This window comes from Bacillus sp. mrc49 (assembly GCF_002803435.1).
Map to the genome: position 1 here is coordinate 1 of NZ_PHNG01000657.1, position 1,791 is coordinate 1,791.

At 47.6% G+C, this 1,791-nt stretch carries 1 protein-coding gene; it reads right to left on the reverse strand.

Annotation, left to right across the window (positions count from 1 at the left end):
• Nucleotides 1-1,643 (reverse strand): excinuclease ABC subunit UvrB (gene uvrB / locus CVN76_RS09445; RefSeq protein ID WP_100531056.1); only part of this gene is annotated, 1,643 nt, incomplete at its 3' end.
• Nucleotides 1,644-1,791 lie beyond the last annotated feature (148 nt).

Consider the following 1,791-nt stretch of genomic DNA (forward strand, 5'->3'; position numbering starts at 1 on the left):
TGCCCATTGGCATTCCGTGCAGCACGGCCCATCGTTTGGATGAGCGAACGCTCCGAGCGGAGGAAACCTTCTTTATCGGCATCGAGGATGGTCACTAACGACACTTCCGGTATATCCAATCCTTCCCGCAAGAGGTTGATTCCGACGAGTACATCATATTTGCCCATTCGCAGCTCGCGGATGATTTCTATTCTTTCTAAGGTTTTCACTTCCGAATGAAGGTATTGAACCTTGATGCCGATTTCCTTTAAATAATCCGTCAAGTCTTCGGACATCTTTTTCGTCAGGGTCGTAATCAGGACCCGTTCATTCTTTTTGACCCGATCCTGGATTTCTCCGATCATGTCATCTATCTGCCCTTCAATTGGACGAACCTCGATTGTTGGGTCAAGCAAGCCGGTAGGACGAATGATCTGCTGGACCATTTCAGGTGTATGCTCGAGTTCATATGGTCCCGGTGTCGCTGAAACGAATACCGATTGATGGACCTTTTTCTCGAATTCCTCAAATCTTAGCGGCCGGTTATCCTTCGCGGACGGCAGACGGAAGCCATGATCGACAAGCACCTGCTTCCGTGCCTGGTCCCCATTGAACATGCCCCTGATTTGCGAGAGGGTCACATGTGATTCATCGACGACCAATAGGAAGTCCTCCGGAAAGTAATCGATTAACGTATATGGCGTCGCACCTGCAGGGCGGAGCGTCAAATGGCGCGAATAGTTCTCAATACCTGAACAAAAGCCCATTTCCCGCATCATTTCCAGATCATACCGCGTCCGTTGCTCCAAGCGCTGGGCTTCAAGGAGTTTCTCATCTTCCCTTAACCCCTTCAATCGTTCTTCCAATTCCAGTTCGATATTCTGTATCGCGATTTTCATTTTCTCTTCGCGGGTTACGAAGTGGGAAGCAGGAAAAATGGCAATATGTTCGCGCTCACCGGTAATTTCACCGGTCAGTGCATCGACTTCCCGGATCCGGTCAATCTCATCTCCGAAAAACTCGACTCGTACGCAATGTTCATCGCGGGAGGCCGGGAAAATTTCGACCACGTCGCCGCGCACGCGGAAGGTCCCGCGCTGGAAAGCTATGTCATTCCGTTCATATTGAATGTCCACGAGCCTGTGCAGCAGGGCATTCCGGTCCATTTCCATGCCTGTTCTGAGCGAAACCACCATCTCCCGGTATTCTTCCGGGGAGCCGAGCCCATAAATGCAGGATACACTGGCAATGATGATGACATCTTTCCTTTCGAACAAAGACGAAGTGGCCGAGTGGCGAAGTTTATCGATCTCATCATTGATGCTTGCATCTTTTTCGATGAAAGTATCGGTGGATGGGACATAGGCCTCTGGCTGATAGTAATCATAATAGCTTACGAAGTACTCAACGGCATTGTTGGGAAAAAACTCTTTGAACTCACTGTAAAGCTGCCCTGCCAACGTTTTATTGTGGGCAATGACAAGCGTCGGTTTATTGATTTGCTGTATGACGTTGGAAACGGTGAACGTTTTCCCTGTTCCCGTCGCCCCCAATAATGTCTGCATTTCCTTTCCTTCTTTGATGCCATTGACAAGCATTTCAATTGCTGCAGGTTGATCTCCTTGAGGAGAGTATTTTGAGACTAACTCAAACTTATCCTTCACCAAGCATAGCCTCCTATTGAAATATTTTTATATGAAAAACGGGATATGTTCCTATCCCTTCTATTTATTCCGGTTTTAGAAAGTATATATACACATTCTACCACAACAAGCTCAAAACAAACCAGCAATAAGCGAACACCCATTCTAT